This window comes from Streptomyces sp. ISL-87, from assembly GCF_018614095.1.
Taxonomy (GTDB): Bacteria; Actinomycetota; Actinomycetes; order Streptomycetales; family Streptomycetaceae; genus Streptomyces.
The window spans coordinates 173,630-196,775 of sequence record NZ_JAGGOY010000061.1; the positions used below are offsets into that span (position 1 = coordinate 173,630).

Consider the following 23,146-nt stretch of genomic DNA (forward strand, 5'->3'; position numbering starts at 1 on the left):
GGGTCGGCAGAGCGCGAGGTTACACGTGTTTATAGCGCTCTCCTGACGGACGTCAATAGTTCTCGCTATTTCGGCTCCAAAGTGCCGCGAACCCTTGCCCGGCTCAAAAATGCGTCGCAATACTGACCATCGAAAATTTCACACTATGCCGGGGAGCCTGGGTCTCGGCGCCAGGCCACCAGCTCGCGATCAGTCAGGGAGTGACGCAACATGACCGACGATCCATTGCGGCGCGATGTCCTCAAGACCGGCGGAATCCTGGCCGGCCGCATGCTGGCCGGCGGCATGCTGCTTTCCGGCGTGGCGGGCCTGCGCCCCGCGTACGCCAGCACGCCAACCGCCCCTTCACCAGACGTTGTTGACGCACCCGCCGGCCGCCTGCGCGGCACCGTGGAGGGAGGCCTCACGGTGTTCAAGGGCGTGCCCTACGCCGCACCCCCGGCCGGCCCCCTCCGCTGGCGGCCGGCCCAGCCGCATCCCGGCTGGGCGGGAACGCTGGACGCGACCGCCTTCGGCCCGAGCGCGCCGCAGCTCTACCGCGAGGGGGGCGACCAGGTACTGGGCACCCACGGCTCGCCGCCCTTCGACGAGGACTGCCTGACGCTCAACATCTGGACTCCGGGCGCCGGCGAGGCCAAGCGGCCGGTGCTGGTGTGGATCCACGGCGGTGGCTTCATCTCCGGATCCGGCTCGCTCCCCAACTACTCCGGCGAGACCTTCGCGCGTAACGGCGACGTCGTAGTGGTGACCATCAACTACCGTCTCGGCCCGCTGGGTTACCTGTACTTCGGCGAAGACGGCGCCGCCGGGAACTTCTGGCTCACCGACCAGATCGCCGCGCTGCGCTGGGTACGGGACAACATCGCCGCATTCGGCGGAGACCCGGACGAGATCACCGTCGCCGGCCAGTCCGGCGGCGCCCTGTCGGTGGCGGCGCTGGCAGGCGCCCGGCCCAAGGGCCGCCGGTTGTTCCGGCGCGCCATCCTGCAGAGCCCACCGCTCGGCCTGCGGATCCCCACCCGCGCCGAGTCCCTGGAGCGCACGGCCGCCTACCTGGACATCCTCGGCGCGAAGGACGTCACCGAACTGCGGGGCATCCCGTGGCCGCGCCTGATCGCGGCCACCATCGAGATGTTCGGCCGCACCGCACAGTGGGGTTACTGGTCCACGCCGTTCCTGCCGGTGCTCGACGGCGTCACCCTGGCCCGCCAGCCCGCCGACCTGCTGGTGGACGGCCCAGGCGGGGACATCGAGGTCCTCCTCGGCTGGACCAGGGAGGAGGCCAACTTCGCCTTCGCACTCAATCCGGCCTACGCCGCGGCCACCAGGGAACAGGTGCTCGGCAGAACACGGGACACCTTCGGAAGCCGGGCGGCCGAGGCGTACACCGCCTATGAGGAGGCCCGGCCGGGCGCCCGGCCGGTGGACGTCCTCATGGACGTGATCTCCGACGACCTGTTCCGCATGCCCAGCCTGTCCTTGGCCGAACGCCGGGCGGCCCGCGGGCGCCCGCTGTGGACGTACCAGTTCGACCTCCCCACGCCGGCGCACGACGGCCAACTGGGGGCCGCGCACTGCCTGGAGCTGCCGTTCGCCTTCGACAACTTCGACAAGTGGACGCAAGCCCCCTTCCTCGCAGGTCTCAACCCGAGGATCCGCGACGGCCTCGCCGCGACCATGCACCAGTCCTGGATCTCCTTCATCCGAACCGGCGATCCCAACCACCACCCCATGCCCGCCTGGGACCGGTACGAGCGGAACTCCCGCATCACGATGAGCCTGGACTCGGTCACCTCCGCCACCGGCGACCTCGCCGGATACTGGAGCCGACTGCGCAATCCGGCGACTGCGGCGAGCCGGTAGCAGGTAGCAGGTACTACGCGCGGCCCTCCTGGAGCACGGAGAGGATGTTGCCCGCAGGGTCCTTGAACCAGGCGATAGCGGGGCCGGGAGGGTTCTCGCGGGCGATTCCCTTCGCGTCCTGGCCGAATCCCTCGTAGCGCTCGAAGGTCACGCCGCGGGCGGCGAGGTCGTCCACGGCCTCGTCGATGTCACCCACGGGGAAGTTCAGTACGGTGAACGACGCGGGCGTGTGGTTCTCCTTGGGGTACAGCAGCACGTCGGTGTCTCCCGCGAAGTGCAGGAACAGCATGCCGTTGTCCTCGGAGACTCGCAGGCCCAGCGTCCCGCCGTAGAACTCCTTCGCGCCCTCGATGCTGTCCACCGAGAAGCCGCTGAATGCCTTGCTCTCTCCCAGCATGGTGGCAGCCCTCCGTTCGCCGCGGCTCGACCGGCTTCGGTCCTCGCCCCCCATCGTCCCGCCGAAGCCCCACCCGCGCACCTGGGTCGGCGGCCGTCAGGAGGAGTCCGGGCAACGCCCCCGGGAAACGGCGCGGGCGGCGGCGGAAGGCAACTTGGTGCCTCCCACCGCCGCCCGCATGCCTGGACGCCGGATCAAACAGTCCGCCGGATCAAACAGTCCGCTGGATCAAACAGTCCGCCGGGTCGAGCAGTCCCGCCGGATCAGACCGCCGGGGCCGGGTACGTCGGGTACTCCACGCCGGAGACGTGCTGGACGACTCGGATGACCTGGCAGGAGTAGCCGAACTCGTTGTCGTACCAGAGGTAGAGGATCGCGTTGTCGCCCTCGACCTTGGTGGCGCCGGCGTCGACGATCGACGCGTGGCGCGAGCCGATGAAGTCGCTGGAGACCGCGTCGGGGGCGCAGATGAAGTCGATCTGGCGCTTGAGCGGCGAGGTCAGCGACACGTTGCGGAGGTAGTCGAGGACTTCCTCGCGGGTGGTCTCGCGCGCGAGCTGGAGGTTGAGGATCGCGATGGAGACGTCCGGCACCGGAACGCGGATCGAGCTGCCGGTGATCTTCGCCGTGAGGTCGGGCAGCGCCTTGGCGACGGCGGACGCGGCACCGGTCTCGGTGATGACCATGTTCAGCGCGGCCGAACGGCCACGGCGGTCGGAGCCGTGGTAGTTGTCCAGCAGGTTCTGGTCGTTGGTGAACGAGTGGACGGTCTCCACGTGGCCGCGCAGGACGCCGTACTCGTCCTCCATCGCCTTCAGCGGCGGGACGATCGCGTTGGTGGTGCAGGAGGCGCAGGACAGGATCTGCTCGTCCGGCTTGATCGTGTCGTGGTTGACGCCGTGCACGATGTTGGGGACGTCGCCCTTGCCCGGCGCGGTCAGGACGACCTTGTCGATACCGGGGCGCAGGTGCTTCGACAGGCCCTCGCGGTCGCGCCACTTGCCGGTGTTGTCGATGAGGATGGCGTCGTTGATGCCGTACGCCGTGTAGTCGACCTCGGACGGGTCGTTGGCGTAGATCACCTTGATCTCGTTGCCGTTGGCGATGATCGTGCTGTTCGCCTCGTCGACCGTGATCGTGCCCTGGAACTGGCCGTGGATGGAGTCGCGGCGCAGCAGCGAGGCACGCTTGACGATGTCCTGATCGCCGCCCTGGCGGACGACGATGGCGCGCAGCCGCAGGCCGTTGCCGGACCCGGCCTTCTCGATGAGCAGGCGGGCGACGAGGCGGCCGATGCGGCCGAACCCGTAGAGGACGACGTCGCGCGATCCGCCGCGCTCGATCTTGTTGTCACCCGTGGCACCGGCGACGGCTCCGGCGGTGAACTCCTCAACCGAGAGACCGCGGACGTCGCTCTTGTACGTCGCGGCGAGCATGCCGATGTCGATCTGGGAGGGGCCGAGATCGAGGGTGGTCAGAGCCTGGAGGAACGGCAGCGTCTCGGTGACCGAGAGCTCCTCACCGGCGATCTGCCGGGCGAATCGGTGGGTCTTGAGGATGCTGACCACCGACTTGTTCACCAGGGAGCGGCTGTGCAGCAGGACCGTGACGTCCTGCTCCCGGTGCAGCTTCCCGATGATCGGGATCATCGACTCCGCGATCTCCTCGCGGGTCTTCCAGTTGGTGAACGAGTCGTCATTGACAGTCACAGGTTTATCTTTCGAGCTAGGCGGCGCTCATATGCTAACCCCACTCAAGTTCGATCATTTAAGCGGTATGGCGTCCGCGTCGCCCCCCTTCGGGTGCGCCCGTGAAAGCGCAGGTCAGAGCACCCATCCGGGCTGCTGGAACGCAGCGGGGGCGCGATCGGGAGCGACTGCGCTGCTGCGATCGGCTGGGCGCGCGCCGAGAACGGGGCGGCGGCGGGCCGGCGCGGTTCCGGGGCGGCATCATGTGGCTGGCTGCTGCCCATCCGTCGGCAGCGCGTCTGCCCGTCTGCCCGCCGCCGCGCGTACGCACCCTGCGCGCCGGCCACCGGAGCCCCATGGAGGCCTGTATGACCCGTGCGTGGGCGCGCACCCTTCCCGTGGTCGTCGTGCTGGCAGCCCTCGCCGCAGGCACTGCGGGGTGCTCGGACGACACCACTCCGTCCGAGGTCGCGTCGAAGGCGGCCTCCGCCGTTCAGTCGGTCGGAGCGGATCTCGACGCCGCAGTGGCCGAGGCCAAGAAGAAGCTCGACAGCGTGAAGGACGGAGCCGACGTGAAGAGCGACGTCCGGCTCGGCACGCCGTCCAAAGACGCGGACGGGCACAGCTCCGTGCCGGTCACCGTGTCCAACACCGCCGAGGACAAGAAGTCGTTCGCCATCCAGGTCAACTTCCGCGACACCGGAGGGAACCTTCTCGACACGGTCGTGGTGACCGTCTCCGACGTCGCCCCCAGCGCAACGGGCCAGGGCACGGCCCGCAGCACTCGCGATCTCTCCGGGGACGTCAAAGCGGAAACCGGAGCCGCCCTGCGTTACTGAGTCACACGGGCGCCGGGTTTCTCGGCCGTGAGGTGGGTAGCCGCCCACTGGCGGGGTCAGTGGTTCCCGCCGGGGCGGCGGTGCCGCCCTTGGACGCCGAGACGAGGGAGAGCCGTGATGGACGACCAGGGAGGCGCCGGGGGTGTCCCGCTGGAGGGCGAGAGCGAGGAGAAGCGCAGAAAGCCGCATGTGGACAAGCCGGCCGATACGCGGCACCGGTCACGATCGGTCCCTCGCGGATCCGGCGACGCAGCCGCCGACGGGCCCGAGGGCGGACAGGGCGAGCGGCAGCCACAGCAGCAGCCCGGGCGGAAGGAACGTCGGGCCGAAGGCAGGTGATCCTGTCGGACCGGCCCCTCCAGCTGCCGTCCTCCCTGCGGGTGGACGGCAGCCGGATGCCCCCTCGCCTGCCTAGGCTGGGGCGGACCGGGCCTCACGTCCCGTGACGCCGCGGTGGCGGACCGTCGGCTAGGGGCGGCTAGGGATACGTACGGCCGTCGCCGTCACCGTCACCTGTCTCCGAGCGGCGAGCGTGGAAGTGGCGCAGCCGGGCTTCGACGTGCCCGTCAGCGATGCGCGTGTCGAAGGCGGGCTGGGGAGCGGTGGCCGGGCCCTCGACGTTCCAGCCGTCCGTGAGGCGGAACAGGCTGCCGTGCCAGGGGCACCGGACGCAGCCGTCGGTGACCTCCCCTTCCGACAGCGGTCCGCCCATATGTGCGCAGCGGTCGGCCAGGACGCGGACGGATCCGCCGCTCTCGCGTACGACGACTACGTCAACGCCGTCCACGGAGGCGCGCACCGCCCGGCCCACGGGAAAGTCGGACACCGGTCCGACCGGGTGCCAGCCGTCCGCGACGCGGTGCGCCACGTACTCGGCGTGGTTCGCGCCGGCCGCCTGGCGGTAGGCCAGGTGTCCGCCCAGCGCGCCGCCCGCGCTGACCGCGGCGAGCCCGGCCATGCCCAGCACCTTGCCGCGTCCGTCGCGGCCCCGCGTCCGGGCGAGGAACGAGCTCGCGTAGAGCACGACCCCTGTGGTGTTCGCGAGGGCGTGCACGAGGCCGGTACGGGCCTGTTCCGGCGGCAGTTCCGCCCAGTCGGTCCAGCCCGCCACGGCGGCGGGCGCCGCCGCGGCCAGCCCCACACCGACCAGTACCCGCGCGGCGCGGCGCTGGCCGGGCAGCAGGTCCAGGACCGCCGCCGAGAGCCAGGTCCCGAGCGGCACCTGAACGAGCGGCGGGTGGGCCGGGTGGCCGACGGGCCGACCGTGCAGCACATCGCGTGCGGGTCCCAGGGGTGCCGCTCGTACGGCCCGGCGGACCACGCCGATCAGGGCATCCGCCCGCGACGTCTGTTCGAGGCGTTCCACGGCCGCCAGCAGCGGCCCGGGGCCGGCGCTGGCTGCCGGATTCATGCGCTCTGTGTCCATGGCCCGCGCATACCCGCGCCCGCCCGGCATATGTTTTCAGGGCTGCTTCCCCTCACGCCCGTGAAGCGCGGCGAGGCGCCGCCCCGCCGAATGCAGGGAGCGGCCGCGCGGAGCGTCCTGCCACGGGTCGTCCTTGAGAAGCCGGTCGACCGTGGCGAGCGTCCACCGCCACGCGGTCAGATCCGGATCGTCCAGGTCCGCCCACCGCACCGGGGCGGCGACCGGGGCGCCGGGCCGGGCGCGGACGGCGTAGGGGGCCACGGCGGTCTGGGCGTAGGCGTTGCGCTGTACGTCCAGGTAGAGCCGGCCCCGGCGGGCGTTCTTCCTGGCCTCGGTGGTGAGGTGGTCGTGGCGGGCGGCCAGCAGCTCGGCCGCGTCCCGGGCGAAAGCCCTGACCTCGTCGAACGGCATACGGCGATCGAGCGGCACCACCACGTGGACCCCGCGTGAGCCGGTCGTCATCAGCAGGGAGGGCAGTTCCAGCTCCTCCAGCAGTTCGTGCGTCCATCGGGCGGCTTCGCGTACGGCCGTGAAGTCATCGCCCGGGGGATCGAGGTCGAACACCAGCCGGTCGGGGTGGTCGGGCCGGTCCGCCCTGGACAGCCAGCGGTGCGGCGTGATGCAGGCCTGGCCGGCACCGTCGTCCGGTCAGCCCGTCAGGCCGTCAGCCCGTGGGTGCGGTGCCGGCTGCCAGACGGTCCATGAGGGCTGCGCGGTGCAGTTCGGCGATCGGCGCGAGGAGGTCGGGGTGGCGTAGCAGAGCGGCCGCGTGGCGGTCGTTCTCCCCGGGCTCGGTCAGGCGGCGGAAGGTCGCCACGGTGCCGGTGCGCTCCGTCGAGGTGAGGTCGTGGGCGGCTGCGGCCAGGGCCGGAGCGCCCAGCAGGCACGCCGCCCAGCTGACCACGACCTCGTCGACCCAGGTACGCCACGCGTTCTCCGGCTCTTCCTCACCCGGGGAGGCGAAGGCGTGGGCGGCGTCGGCCCCGGTGATCCAGTCGATCCGGTCCGAGCCGCCCGGTCCCGACAGCACCACGAGCTGCGCGTCCAGGTCCGTCGGGTAGCGCAGCCAGGCGGCGAGCGTGACGGCCTGGCGGGCCTGCGCCTCCGCCAGGCCGCGCTGGAATGCGCCGCCACCCGAGGGGTAGGCGCGGGTCAGCCAGTGCGTCGTCGCCGCTATGAGCGGGGACAGGGAGAGGTCTGTGGGCACGGGCGGGCCATCCGGCTGGTTTCGGGGAACGAGAACGCCACGGTAACGGCCACATCACCCCAATTGGAATGAGATGGCTGGAATCGTTGCGCACCACACACGCCACCGATCGAGGAGGACGCCATGGGACACGGCGGTGACGTCATCGCGGAACTGACCACCGACCACCAGGAGGTGGAGGACTTCTTCAAGAACATCCAGGCACTGCCCGTCGGGGACCCCCGCAGGAAGCACTACGCGGACAAGGCCACCATCGAGCTGGTCCGGCACTCCGTCGCCGAGGAGGCCTACCTGTATCCGGCCGTCCGCGAGCACCTGCCCGAGGGGGACGCCCTCGCCGACAAGGAACTCGAGGACCACGCGGCGGCAGAGCAGATCATGAAGGACCTCGAGGGCTGCGACGCCGACGACCCACGGTTCAACGAGCTCATCAACAAGCTCATGACCGACATCCGGGCACACGTGACCGACGAGGAAACCAACCTCTTCCCCCGGCTACGCGCCATGTGCTCCGCCGAAACACTCGCCGAACTCGGCGACAAGGTACGCACCGCCAAGAAGACCGCACCCACCCGCCCCCACCCGTCCGCCCCGGACAAACCACCGGCCAACAAGCTCCTCGCCCCCGGCATCGGCCTCGTCGACCGCCTCCGCGACATGATGAGCGGCCGCGGCAAGGACTCCTGAGCCACGCCGCAGCGGCCGCCGCCCCCTCCGCATCCCAGGGAGGGGGCCGCGACCGCGGGTTGCTCGTCGCTCGTTGCTCGTCCGGCATCCGCAGGGCGGGTTTCGGGGGCTGGAAACCGGTAAGGCGCAGCGCATGGTGCGATTCGGATACACGATGATGACCGAGCAGGCCGGACCCCGGGATCTGGTGGGGCACGTGGTCGGTGCCGAACGTGCGGGGTTCGACTTCTCCGTCGCTTCAGACCACTACTTTCCGTGGCTGGCCGCCCAGGGCCACTCCCCCTACGTGTGGAGCGTCCTGGGAGCGGCGGCGCAGGCCACCACCACCATCCCGCTCATGACCTACGTGACCTGCCCGACGATGCGCTACCACCCCGCGGTGGTGGCGCAGAAGGCGGCGACGATGCAGCTGCTGTCCGAGGGTCGCTTCCGGTTGGGCCTGGGCTCCGGCGAGAACCTCAACGAGCACGTCATCGGCCCGGGGTGGCCCGCCGCGCACGTACGGCTGGACATGCTGGAGGAGGCGGTGGAGATCATCCGCGAGCTCTTCGCCGGCGGCTCCGTGAACCATCACGGACCGTACTTCGACGTCGAGAACGCCAAGCTGTGGGACCTTCCCGACGACCCGCCGCCCCTCGGCATCGCGGTCTCCGGGGACGACTCCTGCGAGCTGGCGGGCAGACTCGCCGACCTGGTGATCGCCATCGAGCCTGAGAAGGATCTCCTGGAGGCCTTCGACCGCGCGGGCGGCGCGGGAAAGCCGAGCGTCGGCCAGCTGCCGGTCTGCTATGACGCCGACCGGGACACGGCCGTCAAGCGCGCCCACGAACAGTTCCGCTGGTCCGCGGGAGGCTGGAAGGTCAACGCGGAGCTGCCCGGACCGGCCGCCTTCGACCAGGCTTCCCGGTACGTCCGCCCGGAGGACATCGCCGAGGCGATCCCCTGCGGTGACGATGTCGACGCGTTCGTCGACGCCGTCCGTCCGTTCGTGGACGCGGGCTTCACGGAGATCGCGCTCGTGCAGGTGGGCGGAGCCCACCAGCGGCCCTTCCTCGACTGGGCCGAGGCCACCCTGCTCCCCGCGCTGCGCGAGCTCCGCCCCGCCGCTTCCGCCTGAGCTTCAGCCGCCGCTTCCGCCGCCGCTTCCGCCTGCGAACGAGACGTCGGCGGCGAAGCGGATGTCCGCCGCCATATTGATCTCCATCATGCGCAGCGCGGCGTCGGCCAGGTCCTTGTGGATGTGGGCGACCGCGTCCCGTACGACGGTGACGTGCAGGTGGCGGATGTGCGCGTCCAGGGCGGAGTAGAGCACGCACTGCTCCGTGACCTGTCCGCAAAGGACCAGGCGGTCCACGTCCAGCGCCCCCAGGAGATACGCGAGCGGTGTCTCGTAGAAGATCGAGTGCCGCGCCTTGACGACGAACAGCGAGTCGCTGTCCGGTGCGACGGGCTTCACCAGATCGGCGTGCGGGCCCGCCAAGGCCGTCTCCAGGATCTCGCCGTGGTGGGAGCGCCACAGCCCGAAGTTGTCGTTCACGTAGATCACCGGGGCGCCGCGGTGGCGGGCCTGGTCCAGCACGGCCCGGACACCGGGCAGGGCCTCCCGCACGGCCGGCAGCAACAGCTCCGCATCGGCATGGTCATAGGTGTTGATCATGTCGATGACGACCAGCGCGCTGACGGCCACCGCACCTCCGGAGCCTGGATCCGCCGCGCCGTCCATCCGGCGCGGGATGATCACCCGGCGCCTACCCCGTCCCCGTCACACCACACATCGCACGTCCCCCGCTGCGGGGGGGTGGCGGCCCGTGCCAGTGTGGAGGTCTCCCCGAGCAAGGAGCGGCGTCATGGGCGGCATGCGGGACAAGGCCCAGCGGCCGGGCATAGGCCGTGAGGAGCAGGTGCGCGATACCGGCGACACCTCCGGGCAGCGGCGGCCGACGCGCGGACGCACCAAGGAAGAGTCCACCCGGCGGCGCTCGGACGAGTCGCCGAAGCGCGACGAGCACGCGGAGCGCACGGCTGCGGACGGGTCCGGTGCCGAGGGCGAAGCCGAAGCCGAGGGCTGAGCCGATTCCGGGCCCCAGCGAGGCGGAACACGGGCGCGGGCACTACCGCTGAGGGGCGTGGATGATCAGTCGGAGGCGCTCGCGAGTTCCAGGGCGAGTGCCTGGAGGATGTCCTCCGTCGAAGTCTCCGGCCCCACTTCGTCATACGCGTCCGCGACCGCCTCGAACGCCTGGACGAATCCGCTGATCAGCGCGCTCCACGGACCGGACAGCTGCTCCAGCATCGCCCGTCCGATCTCGGCCGCGTCAGCGTCGGCGGGCACCAGGAACTGCGACGGCGTCACCTCGCTGATCAGTGCCGAAACAAAGTCCGAGCCGACACCACTCCGAAGGCCCGTGAGCACCGCGATCGCCTTGAGCTTGATCTCGTTCTCGTTCTCGTTCTCGTACTCGTCCATCCCGCCCGCCTATCCAAAGTTCGGCCGCGGAACCGGTCCGCGGGCGGACGATGACCACGGGGCAGGCCGAATGAAGAGCACACTGCTGACTCACCGAGCCCAGCAGCACCGGAACCTCCGCGCGTCCGCCCAGCCATTGATACGCCTACCCGCGCGCGGCAGCGGCACACCAGCGAAGCGTCGCCGTCGAATCCGCGGACATCAAGCCGGATCAGCCGGGTAGCCGCCTCATTGACCGACTCCCCGACCTGCCGACCCACCCACCCAGGAGGTCTTCCATGGGCACCCCTCCCAACGATCCCGTACCCCCCAGTCCCACCCCGGCTCCCGGCCCCGGCCCGGGACCGCAGCCCGGCCCGGTACCAGGTCCCGTACCGGCCCCCGGCGGGCCCGACCCCGTACCGCCGGCGCCACCACAACCCGAACCCGACCCACAGCCGCCACCCGCACCGCGTCCCGAGCCACACCCCCAGCCCGGACCCCTGCCCGGGCCGGTACCGGCCCCCGAGCCCGTCACCTGACGGCTCAGGCCGTCACATCACGGCTCCCGGCAGATGACCACGCCAACGGGATCACGGTCGGCCCTCGACCCGCCAAGGGCCCGCATCAGTGGCCGAGGGCGTTCTTGAGCTGCTGCTTGGTCATCGTGGAGCGTCCCTCGATATTGCGCTTCTTCGCCTCGTCGTACAGCTCGTCACGGGTGCGCTCCGAGGAGCCCCCACCGCCTCCGCCGCCGGACCTCTGGCCTCCGCGCTGGGAAGCGGACTTGCCCTGGGTAGAGCTGCGGCTGGACGACTTCGACTCTCCCGAACGGGCCCGTTCCCTGTTCACCGTCCGGGACGCCATCTCCTTCGCACGGCCTTCCGACATGCCGCGCTTCTCGCCGGACTCCTTGATGTGTTCGTACTGCCGTTCACGCTTGCCGCTGGAACCACGAGGCATTGCAGGTCTCCTTCACCATCGGATGACCGCGCGCGGCCTGACTGCGCGCGCTGGGCGTTCAGCGCCATCCTGCGAGCCTCTGCTCCACCCCGCACGCCCGGATCCCCCAACCGGCGGCGTGACGCTTCCGGGGCTGTTGCCACCGCCCCACGGATGCGATCAGGCGGCCGAGGCCTTGAGCTGGAAGGGGAACGGCTTTGGAGGTGGTGGTCATGGCCCGACCCGTATGGGCGGGAGTCTTGACGTTCGGCCTGGTCAGCCTGCCCGTCGGCATGTATACGGCGACCGACAGCCACACCATCCACTGCCTCATCGACGCCCTGACCATGACGTGGGACCCGGAAGCGTTCCGCGACACCTTCCGCGAGAAGGTCGCCCAGCTGATCGAGGCCAAACAGGCTGGCGAAACCGTCGAGAAGGCCGAACCCGCGGCGAAGTCCACCCACGCCGTCGATCTCATGGAGACGTTGCGCGCCAGCGTGGAGCGCGCCCGTTCCCCCAAGGACACGGGTGAGAAGGCAACCGCGCCGGGCGCGCGGCACGAAGTGCGGAAGCGGGCGGGGAGCAAACCGGCCGCCAAGAAGCGCGTCCGGTCGGCGCCGACGAAGCACGACTTGGAGTCGCTGACGAAGTCCGAGTTGTACGAGAAGGCCGCCGCCGCCACGATCCCCGGCCGCTCCACCATGACCCGCGACGAGCTGATCAAGGCCCTCACGCGGAAGCACCAGGCCGCGTAAAGCCCAGCCGCACCCAGCTCAGCGGACCCGTCCTCGCGGCTTCAACCGGGTGGTCGCGGGAGTCCCGGGGCAGGAATCGGAGCGCCGTCGGGCAAACCGTCAGCACGCGTCCCTCGGTGTGATCCGTACCAGCCCCAGCCGGCCCTCAACGACCGGCAGGTCGAGGCGGGTTCGCTCGTACATCGGGCGGGCCAGGCGCTCCCGAGCCTGCCTCCGCTTCCCCGGAGAAGCGGAGGCAGTTCGCTGCCCGCACAAGGCGACTCCTGCCGGGCGGCCGTCGACAAAGCGGAACGCAACGAAGGAGTCGCCTGGTTGTGCGAAGATTCCGTCCCCCGGTTCATGTGGACCGGGTGACAAGGGGAAAATCAGTGATACCAAGAAGGTTCAGGCTCGCCGTCGGTGCGGCCTTGACCGTGACGCTGTCGTCCGCGACCCTGCTCGCCTACTCCGCGAGTGCGGGTTCCGGGCCCGAAGCGGCCGACCGCCCGACCGTCGACGCCTTCGCCCGCATAGCCGACGACGTGCTCTCCCGGCGCACCCAGGCTCTGGTCGAGGACCAGCCAGGACACGGCAACTCCGGCCCGGCCTCCGCGAAGACGCGCATGTCGGCCCAGCTGAAGAAGGACGAGGCCGCGGCGATCTCGTCGCTGCAGTCCCGCAAGACGCGCCTGGCGGCGCTCGGCGAGGCCTACACGGGCGCGAACACCCGCGTCGCCGTGGACCGTGCCACGGTCACCGGCGGGAAGGCGACCGTACAGGTCACCGAAGACACCACGCTCACCTACAAGAAACTGCGCGGAGACGAGCCGGCCACCACCGGCTTCCGGACGCGCTACGAGCTGACCCTCACCAGCAAGCGGGGCCGTGGCTGGGAGCTGACCTCGATCAAGTCCCAGGACAACGGCCCCGTCGCGATCAACGAGCCCGTGGCGGCCAAGGCGAAGGTCGCCAGGGACGACGGCAACCAGTATCCGGACGGCACACCCGCATCCACCAAGTACCCCGCCACGGCGAAGCCCAAGGCGCAGACCGGCGGTGCGTACGACTACGCGGCCATGGCGAAGTACGCGGAGAAGTACTGGAGCAATTACAACCCGGCGTACCGCAAGTTCAGCGGAGCCGGGGGTGACTGCACCAACTTCATCAGCCAGGCGCTGAAAGCGGGTGGCTGGAAGGCCGTTCCGGGCTCCACGACGGACTACCGGAACTGGTCGTACGACGGCACCCGCCAGACCGACTCCTGGGTCGGCGCGAACGAGTGGGCGTGGTTCACGCTGTCCAACCAGCGGGCCACCAACTTGGCCAACGTCTACCAGACGGACGTTGGTGACATCGTGCAGGCGGACTTCAACAGGGACGGGTCCAAGGACCACTCCATGATGGTGACGTACCGCAGCCGCGCCGGAATGCCGTACCTCACGTACCACTCCACCAACACGTACCGTAAGTCGCTCGCGAGCATCGTCGCGTCCTACCCGGACGCGATCTATTACGCGTACCGCACCTGACGGGTGCCCTTCGGCTCCTCCTGCCGCGGAACCCCAGCGGCAGGAGGGGCTGACGCGCCAGTGCCGTGGCCGGACGGCTTACGGGCCGGGCGGCACCTGGCCGGCCCGCCTGGACACGTACCTCGCGGACGGCATCGCACTCGCGATGTGGAGCGGTGGGTGCAGACGGCTTCGGTGCTCCACTCGAACGGCGACGCGATGGACATCGCGGTGCGGGACGGCCGGATCGTCGGTGTCCGCGGACGGGTGGTGGACCGGGTGAACCGGGGCCGGCTCGGGCCGAAGGACCTGTTCGGCAGGTCGCGCACTGTACTCCGGCGTGGGCCTCGGCCATCTGCGACGTCCCCGCCGCCGCGATCACGGAAGCCGCGGAGCTGCTGGGCGGGGCCGTCAACCCCCGTTGGTCATCTGGTCATCGGCGCCGTTCCCGGCTCGTGGAGGTGCCCCAGGCTCTCAAGGAGTGAAGAGCACCTTGACGGCGCCGTCCCGCTTCTTCTGGAACATCTCGTAGGCGTCCGGCGCCTGCTCCAAGGGCAACCGGTGCGTGGCGAAGTCGTCCACTCCGAGGGGATCGCCGTCAGTGAGCAGGGGGAGGATGTCGTCGACCCAGCGGTGGACGTTGGCCTGGCCCATGCGCAGTTGGAGCTGCTTGTCGAACATGGTCAGCAAGGGCAGGGGATCGGCCGCACCGCCATACACCCCGGACACGGAGATGGTGCCGCCCCGGCGGACGAGGTCGATGGCCGTGTAGAGCGCGGAGAGCCGGTCGACTCCGGCGCGCTTCATCATGGCGGCGGCCAGGGCGTCCGGCAGGAGGGTGGTCAAGCCCTGCGCAGCGGCGGCGACGCGGCTGCCGTGCGCTTCCATCCCGACGGCGTCGATGACGGCGTCCGGCCCCCGCCCCCCGGTGAGGGCACGGACGGCGTCCGTGAGCCCGTCGCCGCACTCCTGCACGTCCAGAGTGTGCATGCCGCGCCGGCGGGCGCGCTCCAGACGCTCGGGAACAAGGTCGATGCCGATGACCGTGGAGGCTCCGCGGTGGGCCGCGATGCGGCAGCTCATGTCGCCGATGGGCCCCAGCCCCAGTACGGCGACGCTGCCGCCCGGCGGGACGTCCGCGTACTCGACCGCCTGCCATGCCGTGGGCAGGACGTCGGACAGGTAGACGAAGCGTTCGTCGGACGGTCCGTCCGGGACCGGAATGGGGAGGTTGTTGCCGAAGGGGACCCGCAGGTACTCGGCCTGGCCACCGGGTACTTGACCGTAGAGTTTCGTGTAGCCGAAGAGCGAGGCTCCGTTGCCGTGCTCGCGGACCTGGGTCGTCTCGCACTGGGAGTGAAGGCCCCGGGCGCACATGAAGCATGTGCCGCACGAGATGTTGAAGGGAACCACGACGCGGTCGCCCGGCCTCAGGGCGGTGACGGCCGGTCCGACCTCCTCCACGACACCCATGGGTTCGTGGCCCAGGATGTCACCGGCGTCGAGGAAGGCCCCCAGCACTTCGTAGAGGTGCAGGTCGGAGCCGCACAAGCCGGTGGTCGTCACTTTGACGATGACGTCATCGGCGTCGCGAACGACGGGATCCGGCACGGTGTCGACGCGTACGTCCCGCTTGCCGTGCCATGTCAGTGCCCTCATCACGTCTCCTCGCCGGCTGTTCCACCTCGGGTGGTGCGTGCGTGCCTCGCCCGACGTCTGCCCCCGGCAGTACCGGCAAACCGGGATGACGCGCGTTTTCCGCGCCGGTCCCCCGGACAACTCCGGCGTGGGGTCCCACGCTTTGCGGAAATCCTCGGCGTCAAGCCGCCCCAATACGAGTGCCGCAAGGTCGGCGAGTATCGCGAAGGCGGCATTTTCGATGTCTGGAATCGGATAGGCGGCGTAGAAGGATTACACTGGATTCGCGCGTTGGCGAGAGGCACTCCATAGGCATCATGGATTGGATTTTTTGCGTCTGCTCGCCGGATTCATTACGGAGGCCTGACGCCGGGCCGGGGCCCGATGGCATCGCCCTTAGGGATGCTTATCGACTTTCCCTGGCGGTCTTCTAGTGGGATGGCTCGCCAAGGACACTTTCGAGGTCGGCTGTCCATCGCTTTGTACCCGGCAGGAGACACTCGTGAAGTTCACCTTGGGGCGGCGCGGACATAAGTGGAGCAGGCGTCGGACGCTCGCTCGCTGGGCGCCCCGAGCTGTCGTCCGCCGGAGCTGCCTGCGACTGACGGTGTGGGGTTTGCGGCTGACTGTGTGGGGCCTGCGACTGGCGCTCCGGCGTCTGCTGCGCGTGTTTCTTCCCGCGTCGCCCCGCCGGTTCTGGAACACGGGACTTTGGTTCATCGCGGTCACCTGAGGGTGGACGGTTGTGCGCGCCGCGTTACGGACCACATGCGCAATCCGATCCGATTGCCCGAGGTATAGGTGGCCTCCCAGGGGGCAGTAGACATGAAGGAGTTCGGAGGTGACCAATTATGGCCACAGGCAAGAAGGCCAAGAACATCGGAAAGAACGTGAAGGGCAAGGTCAAGGAAACCACCGGCAAGGCCGTCGGCAACGAGAGCCTTGAGATCAAGGGAGAGGCCGAGCAAACGGCCGCTGATGCCAAGCAGGCCGGACAGAAGGCCAAGGACACGCTGACCTGACTGATCCACGAGCGGGGCCGTCGCCTCGGAGGCGACGGCCTCCGCCGTGACATCAGCACTGGCCAGGGCTGACAGCGTGGTGGCCCGGGGGCTTCGGCCCTGCTGGACGGCCCGGCGGCACGGGGCGCGGCATAGTGGTGGGGTGACCACGGAACGTGACGACACAAGCGGCGTTGCCGCCCCCGACGGCCGCTCACTGGCGCCGGAGGGTGCCGGGGATGAAGAGGCGCAGGTCATCGTGGTGGGGGCGGGGCCGGCCGGTTCCGCCGCCGCGCTGCACCTGGCGCGAGCGGGGGTGGACGTGCTGCTGCTGGAGAAGAGCGCCTTCCCCCGGGAGAAGGTGTGCGGCGACGGGCTGACACCGCGGGGCGTGTATCAGTTGGTGCGGATGGGTGTTGACCTCGATGCGCCGGGCTGGATGCGGAACAAGGGGATGCGGTGGGTGTGTGAGGGCAACCAGGTGGAGCTGGACTGGCCGCGGCTGGGCAGTCTTCCCGACTTCGGGCTCACCCGCAGCCGGCACGACTTCGACGACCTGCTCGCCGCTCATGCCAGCGCCGCCGGAGCGCGGCTGCGCACCCAGGTGAAGGTGACGGCCCCGCTGACCGACCGGGCGGGATGCATCACCGGGGTGGCCGCTTCTCGAGGTCCCGGCGAGCAACCGGTTCGCTATCGTGCGCCGCTCGTGGTTGCAGCCGACGGCGCCTCCGCGCGGACTGCGCTGGCTCTGGGACTCGAACGTGACGCACGTCGGCCGGTCGCGGCGGCCGCCCGCCGCTACTACCGCAGCGAGGCCCGGACCAAGGACCCGTACTTGGAGTTGTGGGCCGATCTGCGCTGTCCGCACACGGGGCTGGATCTGCCCGGGTACGGCTGGGTGTTCCCGCTCGGTGATGGGCGCATCAACGTCGGCCTGGGGGGCCTGCCGCAGCGGCGGCGCAGGCCGGTGGATCTGCGGGCGGCTTTGGAACACTGGTTGCCCCGCCTGCCCCCGGACTGGGGTGTGCGGGAGGAGAATGCCGACTCGCCCCTGCGCAGTGCGCCCCTGCCGATGGGACTGAATCGGCGGCCGCAGTATCGGCGGGGCTTGCTGCTGGTCGGAGACAGCGCCGGCATGGTCAGTCCGTGGAGCGGCGAGGGTATCGCCCAGGCGATGGAGGCCGCGGAGACGGCTGCCGAGATCATCGCCTTGGCCTTGGCTCGGCCGGCTGGGCCGCGGCGGGAACACGCGCTGCAGCAGTACCCGGGGGAGATCCACCGCCGCTGGGGGCGCTACTACCGTCTGGGCAACCTCGCCAGTGATCTTGTCTTCGCCCGGCACGGCTTCCGGCCGCTCCTCCACCCCCGCGTCATGGCCTCGCCCCCGCTCCTGCGCGCCCTGGCCCGCCTGCTCACTCAAGTGACCGATGGACCGGCCCACGACGGCATCGACGCCGTCCTGCACGCACTTCTGCGCCTCGTTCCTGCCCCACGACGGTAAGCCTGTTGCGCTTGCGTGGCCGTATCCGGCAGTCCAGAGCGAGTGAGGTTTCGCAGTGAAGGTCTACACCGACGTGGTCACGGGTGACGAGATGTTCAGTGACGAATTCCCCGTCACGGACGAGGGTCGGTGGTACGAAATCGAGGGCAAGGTCGTCACGATTGCAGGCGTCCCGGTCGTCGACGTCGAGCACGCGTACCGCCTTAAGCCGGTCGTGCTCGGCAAGAGGTCCTTCGTGATCTACATGAAGGACTACGTGAGGGCTCTACGCGCCGTGCTCGAAGAGAACCAGGCCGGCGTGGAGGCTGACGCCAATGCACTCAAAGAGCACCTCCTCGCCGACTTCGACAGGTGGTGGTTCTACGCCGGGGAAAGCTGGAGAACTGACGGCGGGTTGCTCTGCAAGAGCTGGCGGGAGGACGGCACGCCGTACTTCATCTGCCTCAAGCTGGGAGTCAAGGAGACCACGCGCGCAGTGCCTCCGCGCTGAGGTGGCGGTAGCCGAACGCGGCAGACTGCACTTCGCTCTCCCCTCTGGAAGTGCAGCTCGTGTGGGCTTAGTCCAGTCGTTTAGAAGCAGGCCGCAGGGGGCATACGCGTGACTGCCTGGATTACGAGCGGACTGCGAGGGACCGATATGAGTACCCGCGAGAAGGCGAAGGCGCAGATCGAACAGGTTGCCGGGAAGGCTGTGAGGAAGGCCGCCCATGCAGTGGGCAAGGAGACCATCGCCGCCAAGGGCGCGGCTCTGGAAGCCCGAGGCAAGGCCAGGAATGTCAAGGAGAAGGGGAAGGGCACGTTCCGTTGATCTGATCAAACCTGAGTGAGCCAGCCGTGGCGCCGCGGAAAGCGCTGCCGTTAGGAAAACAGTTCCGTCCGGAAACTTGCGGATTCGAAGGTTTGGGAATGCCTAGGCAGTGAAGAAGCTTATTGACATCAGCTTTACACAACCAGGCAGGAAAGCATCATGGGCATAATTGCTTGGATCCTCCTCGGGCTACTCGCGGGCCTCATCGCTAAGATGCTGATGCCCGGAAAGGACCCGGGCGGCATCATCATCACCATACTGATCGGCATTGCGGGCGGCCTGCTCGGCGGCTGGCTCGGCAAGGTGATCTTCGGCGTCGACTCCATCGACGGCTTCTTCGAGCTCTCTACATGGATCGCCGCCATCGTCGGCTCCCTCATCCTTCTCGTCGGCTACCGCGTCATTACCGGTGGGCGCCGCCGCACGTGACTCGGCGCGCGCCCAGCCGTCCCGAAATGGCTCCTCCTCGTGGGGAGCCATTTCCGCGTTGCTGTTCGCCCGGGAGGGCATTGACGATCAGCAACCCGGGGTGCGGCAGGGGGACCGCCTCAGGGCGGAAGGAGGGGTCCTAGTGGGCCGAGGTCGAGGTTGAGGTCCTCCAGTGCGTAGCCGTGCTGGGCGCACAGGTCGCTCATGCGCTCGTGCAGGGCGAGGAGCGTGGCTCCGAGTTCCTCTTCTTGTTCGTCGGTGAGGTCGCCCGCGTCGACGCGGCGCAGGGCCTGGCGTTCGATGAGTTGGCGCACGAGTTCGACGAGGGTGAGGACGAGTTTGAGGAGGTCCTCGCCGACGGCGTCGGGATCGGTGCGGATGCGGTGGGCTGGAGGTTGTGGCCGGCCCGGGGCGGTGGGGGGTGCTTGGAGCAGCCGGAAGGCTTCGGCCATGTTGCCGGTGACGGGGTCGAGGTCGGGGCCGGGGGGCGGTTGCGCAGGCGGGTTGTGGTTCATGAGTGCTCGCCGCCGCGGGTGGAGGAGTCGTCGTCGGGGCTGGTTACGGACGTTATGAGGGCGCGCAGGGAGATCCGTACGAGGTCGATGTCGGCGATGGACAGGACGATGTCGCCGGTGATGACGACGCCGCCGGCGAGAAGCCGGTCGAGGAGGTCGACCAGGGCGACTTGCCGTCCTGGCAGTGGTTCGTCCCGTTCGGTCAGGGTCATGTCCGTGCGCCGGGGCCTTGGGCAGTTGTACGGGGTGGCTGAGGTGGCGGCATGGCGAAGGAGTAGGGCGCCCAGGGTCCGGTGATTTCGACGCGGACGCCCGGAAAGCTTTCGACGGCCTCTTCTATGGCGGTGCGGAAGGCGTCGGCTCGCCCGTCGGGCACGAGGTAGGCGTCGTTGAGGACATTTTCGCCGGCTTCACCGCGAGTGAGGGATCCCGTCTGGGTGGGGTGCCGTACGACGTGGGTTGCGTGGCGTGCCGCTGTGGCCGCGATGCGTTCTGCCGCTTGCCTGGCTTGCGTGTAGCGGTCCTCGCGGGCGTGGTGCTGGGCTTTGCGGGCTCGGAGGTAGGCCTTACCCGGGCTGGTCGGTGCCGGTGTGGCGGGTGCGGTGTCGGGACCGGGGCTGTCAGGCGGGATGTAGGCCTTCACGCCGTACTCGGTGTGGCCGGCCAGGAGGGCGAGCCTGTCGGCGAAGGTGCGGGATTGCTCGTGCAGTGCTGCCAGTGCCCGGTCATTGTCCTGGTAGAGGGTGGCCATCCGCAGGGGCAGGACGGTGGTGTGGTCGGTGAGGACCTGGATGACGTGGTGGTGGGCTCTGGCGGTCGCCTCCAGCCAGGCGAGGTCTTCGAAGTGGGATTTGAGTGCTTCCTCGCGCCAATGGGTGTCGGGGACATGGCTGGTGACGAACGCGGGAGCGGCCGGGCCGGCACCCGGGGAGGGTTCCAGGAGGGCGACCGGGGCCTCGGCGACACCGTGGAGGCCGGCCAGGACCTGGCCGAGCTCCGGGGTGGGTACTGCTACGGCGTAGACGTAGGTGAGGGTCGGCTCTGAGTTCATGGGGCGGGCCTGTTCCTCTTGGTGGCCCGGGGCCGGGGTTCGCTTTCCCCTGCCAGGCTCTCATCGGCGCGTTTGGAGGGGGTGGCTTCCAGGCGGCCGCGCCGCAGTGCCTCCAGTTCTGAGCGCAGGCGGCGGTTCTCTTCCGCGAGCGGGTCGCCGCTGTGGCGGGAGGAGAGCGAGGGGTCGTACTCCCACCAGTCGATGCCCATCTCCTTGGCCTTGTCCACGGAGGCGATCAAGATCCGGAGTTTGATGGTCAGCAGCTCGATGTCGAGAAGGTTGATGCGGATGTCGCCGGCGATGACGATGCCCTTGTCCAGGACGCGTTCGAGGATGTCGGCGAGGCTGGCTGACGAGGTCGGCGGATAGGACATCGGCGTCGCTCGGGACGGCAGAGGGCCCAGCCGGTTGGCGAGTGGGTCAGTCACGGTCTCCGACCTCCCTGGTCACGGCTGGCGCTGTCGGAATTGCATGATCTCGTCGAGGCGGTCGAGGAGTTCGTCCTCCGTGCGGTCGAAGGTGGCCTGATCGATCTCCCCGCGCTCGAGCCGGCGTTCGAGGTCGGCCAGTGCGGCCCAGATCGGAGCGGGGTCGTAGTACTCGTCGTGTGCCTTGTCCACGACCCGCTGTGCCACCCACACCACGGCCCGCACGGGCGCCATCGGTGCGGTCAGCAGGCCTGTCAGCAGCCCCATGGCTCCTCCTGACGTTTCCCGGCCGGCTGCGGTACCGGCCGGGCCACTACACAAAGCTGTACGGGGGCAGCGGCCCTGTGAAGCGGAAATCGATGCCGTCGACCTGCTGGGAGAGGCTGGCCTCGGCGGAGAGGAAGTTGTCCTTCTGGTCGCCGTGGACCAGGAGGGAGATGTTGAGGATGTCGCCGTCGGCGGGCGCGCGGACGCTGTGGTCGCGGGCGAAGGGGATCAGGGCTTGGACCAGGCCGGCCGCCAGCGCCTCCTGCCTGTCGCGCACCTCGGTGGCGATGATTTCGCCGAGCTGGAGTGGCAGCCGGGGGTCGGCGTCGCCGGCTGCGATCTGGTCGTTGAGCTCCCGTGCCTGGGGCGAGTCGTTGAGGATCTCGCGCAGGAGCGCCTCTTCGTCCTGGGAGGCCTTGATGTGGTACTCGGCGCAGCCTTGAACTCTGTCCAGGGCGTCCAGGTAGGTGTCCGCGCGCTGTTGGAGGGCTTCGGTGACCGCGAGGTCGTCGGGTGCGGTGTAGCCGAACTGCAGCGGGAGGACCGCGCCGTCGGCCATGAGGCGCTCTTGGACTTCCTGGTGCGCGGCGAGGTCCCGGCGCTTGGGCCGGATCTCCTCGTCGATGTCGCTGACGACCGCGCACAGTGGCCCGGCGGTGACGGTACGAAGGGGAGCGGGCTCTGCTCCGACACCCGTCAGCCCGTCCAAGCGACAGGGGTGGGTGGCAGCCGTGATCGAGTACACGTACAGAGCCATTGCCTACTCCCTCTCGCGGTGTACGGGGCGGCGGGCGGGCCGACGTCGGCGGGGGGTGCTTTCTTGCTCCTCGGCCTCTTCTTCCGGCTCTTCCTCTTCGTCGGACCCGCCGGTCAAGGACTGCGTCACGGCCTCCACGGCACCGCTGAGTGCGCCCTTGGATTTGCCGTGCGCCCCGCTCTCGACCGCGTTTCCGACGACGTCGGTCAGCTGCGCGGGGGCCTTGCGGCCGGCTTCCAGGTCGAGCCGGTTGCACGCTTCGGCGAAGCGCAGGTAGGTGTCGACGCTGGCTACGACGATCCGGGCGTCGATCTTCAGGAGTTCGATCCCGACCAGGGAGACGCGGACGAACACATCTATGACGAGACCGCGATCGAGGATCAGTTCCAGGACGTCGTAGAGGCTGCTCGTGCTCGTGCCTCCGCCTGCGCTTTCACTTATGATGCTTCCGCCCTGCGGCACCACAGTCATGGCCGCTTCCCTTCACGGCGGCCGGCCCGTCAGACCGGCCTGTCGATCATGCCCCGGCTGTATCGCCGGGTCCGCTCGTAGGAGATCAGCTCGCCTTCCTCATCCATCGTGACCTTGTAGCTGGCCAGGACGCTGGTGGTGTCGGGGATCCGTTCCAGCTCGAGGACCTCGACCTGGGCCTCCCAGCCGTCCTCCGTCGGCCGGAGGGACGACACCGATTCGGGAGTGCGCCCCAGCAGTTGTGAGAGCTGTTCGACTGCCAGGCGCATGGCCGCGGCCGCGCCGGTGACACCATGGCGGGCGGGAGCTGTTTTGCGAGCCGCAGCCCTGCGGCGGGGCCCGCTGGTTTGTGCGTCCTGGTCACCGTTGTCGTCTGCCGGGGCACGCCGACGGCGGACCGGCTCTGCTGCGGCCATGGGCCACTCCCCTCACCCCCGACTCGGGCGTCTGCCCGCTAACGCTGGACAAACACTTCTCTTCGGAAGAAACCCTAGATTTTCATCGTATAGGAGGCATATCTGACGTCAGACAGAGCAGCCC

The 23,146-nt window shown here is 69.4% G+C and carries 29 protein-coding genes and 2 pseudogenes; 14 read left to right on the forward strand and 17 right to left on the reverse strand.

Annotated elements, in window-relative coordinates:
• The first annotated feature begins 210 nt into the window (after nucleotides 1-210).
• On the forward strand, nucleotides 211-1,863 hold the full coding sequence (locus J7I97_RS22705) for a carboxylesterase/lipase family protein (RefSeq protein ID WP_214937745.1): 1,653 nt from the start codon (nucleotides 211-213) through the stop codon (nucleotides 1,861-1,863).
• A gap of 13 nt (nucleotides 1,864-1,876) precedes the next feature.
• Here the strand turns inward: J7I97_RS22705 and J7I97_RS22710 are convergent, their stop codons facing one another.
• Together J7I97_RS22710 and J7I97_RS22715 are read right to left on the reverse strand one after the other, a co-directional pair.
• Nucleotides 1,877-2,260, reverse strand: coding sequence for a VOC family protein (locus J7I97_RS22710; protein ID WP_214937747.1), 384 nt, complete (start codon nucleotides 2,258-2,260; stop codon nucleotides 1,877-1,879).
• A gap of 263 nt (nucleotides 2,261-2,523) precedes the next feature.
• Nucleotides 2,524-3,969 (reverse strand): glyceraldehyde-3-phosphate dehydrogenase, encoded by a 1,446-nt coding sequence (locus J7I97_RS22715; protein WP_214937749.1) that lies wholly within the window; start codon nucleotides 3,967-3,969, stop codon nucleotides 2,524-2,526.
• Between the two features lie 347 nt (nucleotides 3,970-4,316).
• Between J7I97_RS22715 and J7I97_RS22720 the strand changes: the two genes are divergently transcribed.
• Together J7I97_RS22720 and J7I97_RS22725 are read left to right on the forward strand one after the other, a co-directional pair.
• A complete protein-coding gene (locus J7I97_RS22720) occupies nucleotides 4,317-4,787 on the forward strand; it encodes a hypothetical protein (RefSeq protein ID WP_251059068.1) in 471 nt (156 codons plus the stop codon).
• 117 nt (nucleotides 4,788-4,904) lie between these two features.
• Nucleotides 4,905-5,126 (forward strand): hypothetical protein, encoded by a 222-nt coding sequence (locus tag J7I97_RS22725; RefSeq protein ID WP_214937752.1) that lies wholly within the window; start codon nucleotides 4,905-4,907, stop codon nucleotides 5,124-5,126.
• 139 nt (nucleotides 5,127-5,265) lie between these two features.
• Here the strand turns inward: J7I97_RS22725 and J7I97_RS22730 are convergent, their stop codons facing one another.
• The 3 genes and pseudogenes from J7I97_RS22730 to J7I97_RS22740 form a co-directional block, all read right to left on the reverse strand.
• Complete coding sequence (locus J7I97_RS22730; protein WP_251059069.1) at nucleotides 5,266-6,213, reverse strand: Rieske 2Fe-2S domain-containing protein; 948 nt, start codon at nucleotides 6,211-6,213, stop codon at nucleotides 5,266-5,268.
• Between the two features lie 36 nt (nucleotides 6,214-6,249).
• A pseudogene (locus tag J7I97_RS22735) lies at nucleotides 6,250-6,849 on the reverse strand (DNA primase small subunit domain-containing protein); the annotation flags it as partial.
• 28 nt (nucleotides 6,850-6,877) lie between these two features.
• Complete coding sequence (locus J7I97_RS22740; RefSeq protein ID WP_214937754.1) at nucleotides 6,878-7,420, reverse strand: hypothetical protein; 543 nt, start codon at nucleotides 7,418-7,420, stop codon at nucleotides 6,878-6,880.
• A gap of 123 nt (nucleotides 7,421-7,543) precedes the next feature.
• On the opposite strand from J7I97_RS22740, the gene J7I97_RS22745 reads away from it, so the two are divergent.
• Together J7I97_RS22745 and J7I97_RS22750 are read left to right on the forward strand one after the other, a co-directional pair.
• A complete protein-coding gene (locus J7I97_RS22745) occupies nucleotides 7,544-8,107 on the forward strand; it encodes a hemerythrin domain-containing protein (RefSeq protein WP_214937756.1) in 564 nt (187 codons plus the stop codon).
• A 133-nt stretch (nucleotides 8,108-8,240) separates the two neighbouring features.
• A complete protein-coding gene (locus J7I97_RS22750; protein WP_214937758.1) occupies nucleotides 8,241-9,224 on the forward strand; it encodes an LLM class F420-dependent oxidoreductase in 984 nt (327 codons plus the stop codon).
• A 3-nt stretch (nucleotides 9,225-9,227) separates the two neighbouring features.
• Here J7I97_RS22750 and J7I97_RS22755 read toward each other — a convergent pair whose 3' ends face one another.
• Complete coding sequence (locus tag J7I97_RS22755) at nucleotides 9,228-9,794, reverse strand: isochorismatase family cysteine hydrolase (protein ID WP_214937850.1); 567 nt, start codon at nucleotides 9,792-9,794, stop codon at nucleotides 9,228-9,230.
• A 160-nt stretch (nucleotides 9,795-9,954) separates the two neighbouring features.
• Here J7I97_RS22755 and J7I97_RS22760 point away from each other — a divergent pair, with 160 nt between their 5' ends.
• On the forward strand, nucleotides 9,955-10,176 hold the full coding sequence (locus J7I97_RS22760; protein ID WP_214937759.1) for a hypothetical protein: 222 nt from the start codon (nucleotides 9,955-9,957) through the stop codon (nucleotides 10,174-10,176).
• Between the two features lie 65 nt (nucleotides 10,177-10,241).
• On the opposite strand, the gene J7I97_RS22765 is transcribed toward J7I97_RS22760, so the two are convergent.
• Both J7I97_RS22765 and J7I97_RS22770 read right to left on the reverse strand, forming a co-directional pair.
• The gene (locus tag J7I97_RS22765) at nucleotides 10,242-10,574 is read right to left on the reverse strand and encodes a hypothetical protein (protein ID WP_214937761.1); all 333 of its coding nucleotides are present in this window, start codon (nucleotides 10,572-10,574) and stop codon (nucleotides 10,242-10,244) included.
• Between the two features lie 606 nt (nucleotides 10,575-11,180).
• On the reverse strand, nucleotides 11,181-11,516 hold the full coding sequence (locus tag J7I97_RS22770; RefSeq protein WP_214937763.1) for a plasmid stabilization protein: 336 nt from the start codon (nucleotides 11,514-11,516) through the stop codon (nucleotides 11,181-11,183).
• 212 nt (nucleotides 11,517-11,728) lie between these two features.
• Here J7I97_RS22770 and J7I97_RS22775 point away from each other — a divergent pair, with 212 nt between their 5' ends.
• The 3 genes and pseudogenes from J7I97_RS22775 to J7I97_RS38795 all read left to right on the forward strand — a co-directional run.
• Complete coding sequence (locus J7I97_RS22775; protein ID WP_214937764.1) at nucleotides 11,729-12,253, forward strand: Rho termination factor N-terminal domain-containing protein; 525 nt, start codon at nucleotides 11,729-11,731, stop codon at nucleotides 12,251-12,253.
• A 407-nt stretch (nucleotides 12,254-12,660) separates the two neighbouring features.
• Nucleotides 12,661-13,761, forward strand: a complete 1,101-nt coding sequence (locus J7I97_RS22780; protein WP_251059070.1) for an amidase domain-containing protein — start codon at nucleotides 12,661-12,663, stop codon at nucleotides 13,759-13,761.
• 49 nt (nucleotides 13,762-13,810) lie between these two features.
• A pseudogene (locus J7I97_RS38795) lies at nucleotides 13,811-14,058 on the forward strand (nitrate reductase); the annotation flags it as partial.
• 156 nt (nucleotides 14,059-14,214) lie between these two features.
• On the opposite strand, the gene J7I97_RS22785 reads toward J7I97_RS38795, so the two are convergent.
• Nucleotides 14,215-15,399, reverse strand: coding sequence for a zinc-dependent alcohol dehydrogenase (locus tag J7I97_RS22785; protein ID WP_214937768.1), 1,185 nt, complete (start codon nucleotides 15,397-15,399; stop codon nucleotides 14,215-14,217).
• An 830-nt stretch (nucleotides 15,400-16,229) separates the two neighbouring features.
• On the opposite strand from J7I97_RS22785, the gene J7I97_RS22790 reads away from it, so the two are divergent.
• The 5 genes from J7I97_RS22790 (at nucleotide 16,230) to J7I97_RS22810 (ending at nucleotide 19,117) form a co-directional block, all read left to right on the forward strand.
• On the forward strand, nucleotides 16,230-16,400 hold the full coding sequence (locus J7I97_RS22790) for a CsbD family protein (protein ID WP_214937769.1): 171 nt from the start codon (nucleotides 16,230-16,232) through the stop codon (nucleotides 16,398-16,400).
• 196 nt (nucleotides 16,401-16,596) lie between these two features.
• The gene (locus J7I97_RS22795) at nucleotides 16,597-17,880 is read left to right on the forward strand and encodes a geranylgeranyl reductase family protein (RefSeq protein ID WP_251049223.1); all 1,284 of its coding nucleotides are present in this window, start codon (nucleotides 16,597-16,599) and stop codon (nucleotides 17,878-17,880) included.
• A 55-nt stretch (nucleotides 17,881-17,935) separates the two neighbouring features.
• A complete protein-coding gene (locus tag J7I97_RS22800) occupies nucleotides 17,936-18,370 on the forward strand; it encodes a translationally-controlled tumor protein (protein WP_214937771.1) in 435 nt (144 codons plus the stop codon).
• A 147-nt stretch (nucleotides 18,371-18,517) separates the two neighbouring features.
• A complete protein-coding gene (locus J7I97_RS22805) occupies nucleotides 18,518-18,688 on the forward strand; it encodes a hypothetical protein (RefSeq protein ID WP_214937772.1) in 171 nt (56 codons plus the stop codon).
• A gap of 159 nt (nucleotides 18,689-18,847) precedes the next feature.
• On the forward strand, nucleotides 18,848-19,117 hold the full coding sequence (locus J7I97_RS22810; RefSeq protein WP_214937774.1) for a GlsB/YeaQ/YmgE family stress response membrane protein: 270 nt from the start codon (nucleotides 18,848-18,850) through the stop codon (nucleotides 19,115-19,117).
• A 119-nt stretch (nucleotides 19,118-19,236) separates the two neighbouring features.
• Here the strand turns inward: J7I97_RS22810 and J7I97_RS22815 are convergent, their stop codons facing one another.
• The 8 genes from J7I97_RS22815 to J7I97_RS22850 are packed head-to-tail and all read right to left on the reverse strand — an operon-like array spanning nucleotide 19,237 to nucleotide 23,022.
• Entirely contained in the window at nucleotides 19,237-19,632 is a 396-nt protein-coding gene (locus J7I97_RS22815) for a gas vesicle protein K (protein WP_214937776.1), read from the reverse strand.
• Nucleotides 19,629-19,844 carry a gas vesicle protein gene (locus J7I97_RS22820; protein ID WP_214937778.1) on the reverse strand — a complete coding sequence of 72 codons (216 nt, stop codon included), beginning with the start codon at nucleotides 19,842-19,844 and terminating at the stop codon, nucleotides 19,629-19,631. The genes J7I97_RS22815 and J7I97_RS22820 overlap by 4 nt, the downstream gene beginning before the upstream one ends.
• A complete protein-coding gene (locus tag J7I97_RS22825) occupies nucleotides 19,841-20,683 on the reverse strand; it encodes a GvpL/GvpF family gas vesicle protein (RefSeq protein WP_214937779.1) in 843 nt (280 codons plus the stop codon). The genes J7I97_RS22820 and J7I97_RS22825 overlap by 4 nt, the downstream gene beginning before the upstream one ends.
• Nucleotides 20,680-21,111: a gas vesicle protein gene (locus tag J7I97_RS22830; RefSeq protein ID WP_214937781.1), complete on the reverse strand. Its 432-nt coding sequence runs from the start codon at nucleotides 21,109-21,111 to the stop codon at nucleotides 20,680-20,682. Before J7I97_RS22830 ends, J7I97_RS22825 begins: the two co-directional genes overlap by 4 nt.
• An 18-nt stretch (nucleotides 21,112-21,129) precedes the next feature.
• Entirely contained in the window at nucleotides 21,130-21,378 is a 249-nt protein-coding gene (locus tag J7I97_RS22835; protein ID WP_214937783.1) for a gas vesicle protein GvpG, read from the reverse strand.
• A gap of 46 nt (nucleotides 21,379-21,424) precedes the next feature.
• On the reverse strand, nucleotides 21,425-22,135 hold the full coding sequence (locus J7I97_RS22840) for a GvpL/GvpF family gas vesicle protein (RefSeq protein ID WP_214937784.1): 711 nt from the start codon (nucleotides 22,133-22,135) through the stop codon (nucleotides 21,425-21,427).
• A gap of 3 nt (nucleotides 22,136-22,138) precedes the next feature.
• Nucleotides 22,139-22,606, reverse strand: coding sequence for a gas vesicle structural protein GvpA (locus tag J7I97_RS22845; protein WP_214937786.1), 468 nt, complete (start codon nucleotides 22,604-22,606; stop codon nucleotides 22,139-22,141).
• Nucleotides 22,607-22,635: 29 nt separating this feature from the next.
• Nucleotides 22,636-23,022 carry a gas vesicle protein gene (locus J7I97_RS22850; RefSeq protein ID WP_214937789.1) on the reverse strand — a complete coding sequence of 129 codons (387 nt, stop codon included), beginning with the start codon at nucleotides 23,020-23,022 and terminating at the stop codon, nucleotides 22,636-22,638.
• Between the last annotated feature and the right edge of the window lie 124 nt (nucleotides 23,023-23,146).